Annotated in this window: 4 protein-coding genes and 1 pseudogene; 1 reads left to right on the top strand and 4 read right to left on the bottom strand. The window is 71.0% G+C overall.

The genetic code is table 11. The features are described 5' to 3' along the window. Window positions 1-90 precede the first annotated feature (90 nt). Window positions 91-1,080 carry an MASE1 domain-containing protein gene (locus AOK24_RS19180; protein WP_055721299.1) on the bottom strand — a complete coding sequence of 330 codons (990 nt, stop codon included), beginning with the start codon at window positions 1,078-1,080 and terminating at the stop codon, window positions 91-93. A 38-nt stretch (window positions 1,081-1,118) separates the two neighbouring features. Beyond that, a complete protein-coding gene (locus AOK24_RS19185; protein ID WP_055721300.1) occupies window positions 1,119-1,946 on the bottom strand; it encodes a PP2C family protein-serine/threonine phosphatase in 828 nt (275 codons plus the stop codon). A 269-nt stretch (window positions 1,947-2,215) separates the two neighbouring features. Here AOK24_RS19185 and AOK24_RS19190 point away from each other — a divergent pair, with 269 nt between their 5' ends. Beyond that, window positions 2,216-7,327, top strand: a complete 5,112-nt coding sequence (locus AOK24_RS19190) for a family 43 glycosylhydrolase (RefSeq protein WP_055721301.1) — start codon at window positions 2,216-2,218, stop codon at window positions 7,325-7,327. 224 nt (window positions 7,328-7,551) lie between these two features. Here the strand turns inward: AOK24_RS19190 and AOK24_RS19195 are convergent, their stop codons facing one another. Together AOK24_RS19195 and AOK24_RS19200 are read right to left on the bottom strand one after the other, a co-directional pair. After that, on the bottom strand, window positions 7,552-8,544 hold the full coding sequence (locus tag AOK24_RS19195; protein ID WP_055721302.1) for a helix-turn-helix domain-containing protein: 993 nt from the start codon (window positions 8,542-8,544) through the stop codon (window positions 7,552-7,554). An 8-nt stretch (window positions 8,545-8,552) separates the two neighbouring features. Continuing rightward, a pseudogene (locus AOK24_RS19200) lies at window positions 8,553-8,823 on the bottom strand (MFS transporter); the annotation flags it as partial.

The raw sequence follows: 8,823 nt of genomic DNA on the forward strand, positions 1-8,823 counted from the left end.
GCTGCGGGCGATCTGGGTGCGGGGCCGGGCCTGGCCGGACGGTCTCGACGTACCGCATCACAGCGTCACGGACGTCGTCGAGGCCGTCGGTCATCTGCTGGAGCGGTCGGGCGGGTAGACGCGGTCGGCGGCGGTGAGGTGTTCGAGGACCTCGGCGAGTTCCTCGCAGGCGCGTTCCACCGAGCGGCGTGTGTTGCGCTGTTCGGTGATCACGGCGGAGAGCAGGAGCGCGGTGAGGGCGGTGGCCCCGTTAAACGCCTGGAGTTTCAGCATGACCTCGACGTGCGTGAGCCCCGCGAAGGGCCCGGCCCGGTCGGTCGCGGCGACCGTCGCGAGGACGGACGCGAGCAGCGCGCACGGCATGCTGCCGGCCAGCTCGAACCGCAGGGCCGCCCAGATCAGCACCGGGTAGCTGAGGAACAGCATGTTGATGTGGTTGTTCGTGGCGACGGGGACGACGCAGCAGGCGGTCACCGCCAGTGCCGTCGCCTCCTTCCAGCGGGCCGTGCCCGGCAGGCCGCGTGCCCGGTACGCCAGCAGCAGCAGCGGCGTCACGATCAGCACGCCCATCGCGTCGCCGACCCACCACGCGACCCACACCGGCCAGAAGCTGTCCTCGGGGAGGTCGCCGGTGAGGACGGCCACCCCGACGCCGGTCGTCGAGCTGATCAGCATCGCCGTGAGGGCGCCGAGGAAGACGAGGGCGACGCCGTCGCGCAGCCGGCTGAGGTCGGCGCGGAAGCCGACGCGGCGCAGGAGGAGGCAGGCGCAGACGGGGGCGGCGACGTTGCCCGCGAGGTTGGCGATCATCGGCGGGTGCAGCTCGCCGGAGGTGAGGTGCAGGATCACGAACAGGCAGCCGAGCGCGATCCCGGCCCAGGCGCGCACGCCGATGACCAGCAGCCAGGTGAGCGCGACGCCGGTGGGCGGCCACACCGGCGTGAACACCGTGTCCTCGACGGTCAGCCTGCGCAGCAGTCCGAGCCGCCCGGCGCCGTAGTAGGAGGCGGCCACGGCGAGCGTCTGCGCGACGAGGACCGCCGCTCGGCGCAGGTTCCAGGTGTCCACCACATGATCCATCAGACACCGTGACCACGGGGACGGCCAGACGAGAGCGGCTACTCCCCCTGTCCCGGCTGCCCCGGTTCGTCGTACCCCACCACCAGCACGGCGGCGTCGTCCTCGTGCCCCACCCGGGTGGCCCCCTCGATGACCGCTGCCGCCAGCGACTCCGTGCCGAGCCCCGCGACAGCCGCGATCCCGGCGAGCTTCACGACCTGGGAGAGCCCCTCGTCCAGGGGCATCGCGGGCCCTTCCACGACGCCGTCCGTGAGCAGCACGAAGACCCCGCCGCTGGTCAGGTGGTGCCGGGAGACGGGGTACTGGGCGCCGGGCTGGATGCCGAGCGGCGGCCCGGGCTCGTCGTCGGCGGTGCCGGACCGGCCGTCGGCGGTGGCCCAGACGAACGGCGTGTGCCCGGCACGGGCGCTCTCCAGCATCCCGGTGGCCGGGTCGAGCCGCAGGAACGTGCAGGTCGCGAAGAGGTCGCTGCCGAGGGAGAACAGCAGGTCGTTGGTCCGGGCGAGCAGCTCGCCGGGGTCGCTGGTCACGGACGCGAGCGCCCGCAGGCCCACCCGGACCTGGCCCATGAACGCGGCGGCCTCGATGTTGTGCCCCTGCACGTCCCCGATGGACAGGGCGAGCCGCCCGCCGGGCAGCGAGAAGGCGTCGTACCAGTCCCCGCCCACGTTGAGCCCGTAACAAGCCGGCTCGTACCGCACGGCCAGCCGCACCCGGGGCGGACACGGCAGGTCCCTCGGCAGCATGCCGCGCTGCAAGGCGATGGCCAGCTCCACCTGGGACCGCTGCACCTCGGCCCGCTCCCGCGCCTGGGCGGTGAGCGACCGCAACCGCAGCAGCAGCTCGTCGCCCTCGTCGCTTGTCACCTCTGAATTTTCACGAAGGAAGCCGCCACCCGCACCTGGATGCTCCGTGCCCCCGCCAACTCCCCGCCCGACCAGCCCGTTCGACCTGTCGGACATTGTTCGAGACCTCTTGACGCGCCTCCACACCCCGTCCGACACTCTCGCAACACGACGTCACACAGCTGTAACCGCACGGCCTTCCAGACGAAAGGTCGTGCGGTCGTGTCACGCCCTCCCCCCGTCCCTTCGTGTCCTCGTGTCCTCGTGTCTTCCGACAGGGAATCAAGAACATGCCGCAGCACAACGCACCCCCGGGCGCCCGGAAAGGCCGCGCGAGACGCCTGGCGGCCCGGCTCGCCGGTCTGACCGCCGCCTCGCTGGTCATCGGGCTCGCCCCGGCAGTCTCCGCGCAGGCCGCGGACGCCGACACCCTGACCGACGGCCTCGCCCTCTGGTACAAGCTCGACGCCTCCTCGGGCACCGCCACCGTCCCGGACGCCTCGGGCCACGGCCGCGACGGCGTCCTGAACGGCACGGGCTCCTGGTCGGACGGCCTCACGTTCAACGGCTCGGACACCTACGTCAAACTCCCGAACGACGTCATGAAGGGCATGGACGCGATCAGCGTCTCCTTCGACGTGAAGATGGACCCGGCCCAGCAGGCCCCCTACTTCCTGTACGGCTTCGGCAACACGAGCGGCACCGCGGGCAACGGCTACCTCTTCACGACCGGCAACGCCCTGCGCACCTCGATCGCGTCGGGCAACTGGTCCACGGAGCAGAACACCAGGGCGGACGACGGCCACACCCTGGCCAGGGGCGTCTGGAAGCACCTGACGTACACCCAGTCGGGCACGACGGGCATCCTGTACGAGGACGGCGCCGAGGTCGGCCGCAACACCTCGGTGACGCTGACCCCGGGCTCGATCGGGGGCGGCACGACGACCGCGAACTACCTCGGCAAGTCCGTGTACCCCGGCGACAAACTGTTCCAGGGCCAGCTCCGCGACTTCCGCGTGTACGACCGCGCGCTGACCGGCACCGAGGTGGAGACCCTGTCGCTGCCGGTCGCCACGCAGGGCGTCGCGGCGGACAAGGCGGCGCTGACACTGGGCGACACGAGCGCGGTGACGGCGGACCTGACGCTCCCGAAGTCGGGCCCGGCGGGCGGCTCGACCATCACGTGGGCCAGCGACAACCCGGACGTCGTCTCGGCGGCCGGCAAGGTCACGCGCCCGGCGGCCGGTGAACCCAACGGCCACGCCACGCTGACGGCGACGCTCCGCAAGGGCGCGGTGAACGACACGAAGTCCTTCGAGGTGACGGTCCTGCCCACGTTCGACGACGCGACGGCGGTCCGGCAGGCCGCCGACTCCCTGACCGTCCACAACCTGGACGACGCCCGCGGCAACCTGACCCTCCCGTCGACCGGCGCGTTCGGCACGAAGGTGACCTGGACGTCGGCGAACCCGGACGCGGTCTCGGCGGACGGCATCGTCCACCGCCCGGCGCACGGCGAGGGCGCGACGACCGCCGCCCTGACGGCGACGGTGACGAAGGGCGCGCAGAGCACGACGCGCGTCCTGACCGCGAAGGTCCCCGAACTCCCGGCGGCGCAGAAGCCGGAGGGCTACCTCTTCAGCTACTTCACCGGCGAGGGCACCTCGGACGGCGAGCAGCTGTACTTCGGCCTGAGCAAGGGCAACGACCCGCTGCACTGGCGGGAGTTGAACAACGGCCGCCCGGTCCTGACGTCGACGCTCGGCGAGCAGGGCCTGCGCGACCCGTTCATCATCCGCTCCCCCGAGGGCGACAAGTTCTACCAGATCGCCACCGACCTGAGGATCTACGGCAACGGCGACTGGGACGCCTCGCAGCGCACCGGCAGCAAGTCCATCATGGTCTGGGAGTCCACCGACCTGACGCACTGGACGAACCAGCGCCTGGTGCGGGTCTCCCCGGACAGCGCGGGCAACACCTGGGCCCCCGAGGCCTATTACGACTCCAAGCTCGGCGAGTACGTCGTCTTCTGGGCGTCGAAGCTGTACGACAACGAGGCGCACTCCGGCGACACGTACAACCGCATGATGTACGCGACGACGCGTGACTTCTACACGTTCAGCGAGCCGAAGGTGTGGGTGGACCGGGGCTACTCGGTCATCGACTCGACGGTCATCAAGCACGACGACACGTACTACCGCCTCTCGAAGGACGAGCGGAACAACACGTCGTCCACCCCCAACAGCAAGTTCATCTTCGAGGAGAAGAGCGACTCGCTGCTGAACACCTCGTGGACGCCGGTCGCCGAGGGCATCGGCAAGGGCACGATGAGCGCGGCCGAGGGCCCGCTGGTGTTCAAGTCGAACACCGAGGACAAGTGGTACGCGTTCCTCGACGAGTTCGGCGGCCGTGGCTACATCCCCTTCGAGACGACCGACCTCGACAAGGGCGTGTGGACCCCGTCCACGAACTACGAACTCCCGGCCCGCCCCCGGCACGGCACGGTCCTGCCGGTGACGAAGGCCGAGTACGACCGCCTCCTGCGCGCCTACCAGCCCGACCAGGCGGTGGAGAGCGTCCAGGACGTCACCGTGAAGACGCGGACCGGCCAGGCTCCGGTGCTCCCGGCGACGGTCATCGCCCGATACGCCGACGGCGTGGGCCGCCCGGTCGCGGTCACCTGGGACGCGGTCCCGGCGGACGCCTACGCGAAGCCCGGCACCTTCGAGGTCAACGGCAAGCTGGCGGACGGCACTTCGCTCAAGGCGACGGTGACCGTCTCGGCCGAAGGCCCCGACGTACCCGCCGACCTGCTGGTGCACTACACCTTCGACGAGACGAAGGGGAACATCGCCGTCGACTCCAGCGGTCACGGCAACCACGGCACGTACGTGGGCTCCCCCGAGTTCGGCACAGGTGTGCACGGCGGCTCGGTGAAGCTGTCCGGCGGGTCGTACGTCACGATCCCGAACGGCGTTCTCAAGGACGCGGGTTCGGTCACCGTCTCGACGTACGCGAAGTGGCAGGGCGGCGCCAACTTCCAGTGGCTGTTCGCCCTCGGCCCGGACAGCGACAAGTACCTGTTCGCGACGCCCTCCAACGGCGGCTCGACGCTCTACTCGGCGATCACGAAGGCGAGTTGGTCGGCCGAGTCGAAGCTGACCGGCAACTCGGCGCTCACGGCGGGCCAGTGGCAGCACGTCACGGTCACCCTGGACGGCGCGACCGGCACGATGATCCTCTACGCCGACGGTGTCGAGGTGGCCCGCACGACGACGGCCGTCAAGCCGTCGGAGCTGTACGACGCGGCCAAGGACTACTCGGGCTACATCGGCAGGTCGCTGTACGCGGCGGACCCGGCGTTCGCCGGTGAGGTCGACGACTTCCGCGTCTACGGGCGGGCGTTGAGCGCCGCCGAGGTCATGGAGATCAGCGGCAACACGACGGGGATCGCCCGTGTCACGCTGCCGCAGCTGAAGGTCGACGCGATCGTCTCCGACGGCAAGGTCACCCTGCCGGTGAAGCCGGGCACCGATCTCAGGCGCCTCGCACCGGAGTTCACCCTCGCGCACGGCGCGGCGATCAGCCCCGCCTCGGGCAGCGTGCAGGACTTCACCGAGCCGGTGACCTACACCGTGACCGGCGGCGACGGCAAGAAGCGCTCCTGGACCGTGTCGGCGGTCGAGATGAAAAGCCCGGTACTGCCCGGTCTCAACGCCGACCCGAACATCGTCCGCTTCGGCGACACCTTCTACATCTACCCGACGACGGACGGCTTCGAGGGCTGGAGCGGTACGCAGTTCAAGGCGTACTCGTCGAAGGACCTCGTCCACTGGACGGACCACGGCGTCATCCTGGACCTCGGTCCGGACGTCTCCTGGGCCGACAGCAGGGCGTGGGCGCCGACGATCGCCGAGAAGGACGGCAAGTACTACTTCTACTTCTGCGCCGACGCCAACATCGGCGTCGCCGTCTCCGACTCCCCGACCGGCCCGTTCAAGGACGCCCTCGGCAAACCCCTGCTGAAGGCGGGCCAGGCGCCGGGCCAGATGATCGACCCGGCGACGTTCACGGACGACGACGGGACGAACTACCTCTACTGGGGCAACGGCCACGCGTACGTCGCGAAGCTCAACCCCGACATGACGTCCCTGGACATGTCGACGTTCAAGGACATGACGCCGAGCGGCTACAACGAGGGCACGTTCGTCGTGAAGCGCAAGGGCACGTACTACTTCATGTGGTCGGAGAACGACACGCGGGACGTCAACTACCGTGTCGCGTACGCCACCGGGCCCTCCCCGACCGGTCCGTGGACCAAGCGGGGCGTGATCCTGGAGAAGGACCTGTCCCTCGGCATCAAGGGGCCCGGCCACCACTCGGTCGTCCAGGTCCCCAACTCCGACGACTGGTACATCGCCTACCACCGCTTCGCGATCCCCGGCGGTGACGGCACCCACCGCGAGACCACCATCGACAAGATGGAGTTCGGCGCGGACGGCCTGATCAAGAAGGTCGTGCCGACCCTGTGGAGCATCGACCCGGTGACCGTCGTACACGCCGGCCCGGACGTCTCCGGCACCGAGGGCGCGCCGATCGCGCTGCGCGGTACGGCCTCCGGCGCGCCGGGCGCGCAGTGGTCCGTGGCGGGCGGCGCGCCGTGCAAGGTCGCCGACCCGGCGAAGGCGGCCACGACGGTGACGTGCGCGGACAACGGCACGTTCCAGCTCGCCATCGCGGGCGGCGGCAGCCGCGACACGGTGACGGTGACCGTCGCGAACGCGGCGCCGGTCATCACCAAGGCGTCCGGCCCGACGCCGGTCGCCATCGGTCAACCGGCGTCCGTGACGGCCTCGTTCACCGACGCGGGCGCCCGTGACACCCACACCTGCACGATCGACTGGGCCGACGGCAGCAAGCCGTACACCGGTCCCGTGTGCAGGGCGGAGCACCGCTACACCAAGGCCGGCATCCGCCGTCCCGTGGTCACGGTCAAGGACGACGACGGCGGGACCGCCACGACGACCCTGCCCGAGCTGGTCGTGTACGACCGGGCGGGCAAGGCGTCCGGCGCGGGCCTGCTGCTGTCCCCGAAGGGCCGGGCGGCGTTCTCCTTCGCCGCCGCGTACGGCAAGAAGGCGACCGTCCCGACCGGCCGCGTCACATTCACCGCGCCCGGCGTGTCGCTGCGCGGCACCGGCTCGGACTGGCTGGTCGTCACCGGCAAGCAGGCCGTCTACCAGGGCACCGGCACGGTGAACAAGGCGTCCGGCTACGCCTTCCGGATCACCGCCACCGACAGCCCCGACACCTTCCGGATCAAGGTCTGGCAGAAGTCGACGGGCAAGGTCGTGTACGACGGCGGCACCCTGGCGGGAGGAGTGGTCACCGTGGGCCGCTGAGGCCGCACGCGTGAGGCGGGCCCGTGCCCGGGGGGCTCCAACCCCTTGGGTACGGGTCCGCCTCTTTTCAGGGCGCCCGGGTGCGTGCCAGGACTCCCCAGTGATCCTGGACCGGCCTCGGGACGTGTGTGCCCTGCGCGGTGATCACCAGCATGGTCCATGGGCCGGGCGCGTGTCGTTGGCGCACCGTCCACGGACATGACGCACTGCGTCCACTGCCCCGCCTACGGGGCCCCGGTGCGCGACAATCCCCCGCGGGCCGCCCGGGCCCGCACCTCGCTCGGCGTGTCGCCGTACGCGGAGCGGAACGCGCGCGTGAACTCGGCGGCGCGCGGGAAGCCCCAGCGGGCGGCGACCGCGTGGATGGGCAGGGCGTGCAGCGCCGGGTCCGTGAGGTCGCGGTGCGCGTTCTTCAGGCGCTGCTCGCGCAGGTAGGCCGAGACCGTGAGGCCCTCGGCCTGGAAGAGGCGGTACAGGTAGCTGCGGGAGACGTGGTGCGCGGCGGCGATCGTCGCGGGGCTGAGTTCCGGGTCGGCCAGGTTGCAGCGGACGAACTCCTTGATCCGCAGCGTCAGTGCGCGCGCCCGCGTCTCCGGGGTCATCGCCCGCTCGGCGTCCAGGAGGTGCGCGAACAGGGCGGTCACCAGGTCGATGACGACCGTGCCGAGGCGTGCCGCGTCCGACGGGTGGTACGGCGCCGTGTCGTCGGTGAGCTGCATCAGGAACTGGGTGAGCAGCGCGCCGAGCCCTGTCGTGCCGTCGACCCTGCCGAGCACCCGGTCCTGCGCGCAGCGGCCCGGCAGGACCACCGCGCTGCGGGGTATCTCCACGCCGACGATCGACACCGGGTCGGGGCCCGTCGCCACCTCGAACGCCCTCGACGAGTGGCTGACGTGCAGGTCCTTCACCCGGTACGCGGCCTGCCGGCCACCCCAGTCCGCCGCGCCCTCCCCGCGCAGCAGCAGCGACAGGTGGTACACCTCCGGGTCCGACTGCCGCACCAGACGCGGGGTCCGCTGGAAGACGAGGTGGTCGAAGGAGGCCGGCCAGATCGTCACCTCGCCGAGCGGGATGAGGCGCTGGACCCCGTGGTAGTCGTGCGCGCGGTCGCTGAGCAGCCGCATCGGAGCGTGCGTACGGCCCAGCCGTTCCGTCCATGCCTCGAACCGATCGGCGGCAGGCAGTTCCTTCGTTCTCAGCACCGATTCGTGGAGCATCCGCGTAGTCAACCACACGTACCGGCAGCGGTTTTCGGCCGATCTCCGGTACGGGAGAGCAGCAGGAAACCGGCCACGGCGAGGGCCTGGCACCCGGCGGCGGCCGGCAGCGCCCCGCCGGGCGGGCAGAAGGCCGCGACACCCGCGCCGGCCGCGTACCCACTGATCTTCAGGCTCGCCCCGGTGCTGAAGATCTGCCCCCGCAGCCGCTCGGGCGCTTCCCGGTGCCGGATCGCGAACAGGGCGACGAGCTGCGGCCCGGCACCGAGCCCGGCGAGG

The organism is Streptomyces niveiscabiei, from assembly GCF_001419795.1.
GTDB classification, from domain to species: Bacteria; Actinomycetota; Actinomycetes; order Streptomycetales; family Streptomycetaceae; genus Streptomyces; species Streptomyces niveiscabiei.

Coding starts and splice junctions, on each gene's coding strand:
- AOK24_RS19180 (WP_055721299.1), bottom strand. CDS start 1,080: ATGGATCATGTGGTGGACACCTGGAACCTGCGCCGAGCGGCGGTCCTC.
- AOK24_RS19195 (WP_055721302.1), bottom strand. CDS start 8,544: ATGCTCCACGAATCGGTGCTGAGAACGAAGGAACTGCCTGCCGCCGAT.
- AOK24_RS19190 (WP_055721301.1), top strand. CDS start 2,216: ATGCCGCAGCACAACGCACCCCCGGGCGCCCGGAAAGGCCGCGCGAGA.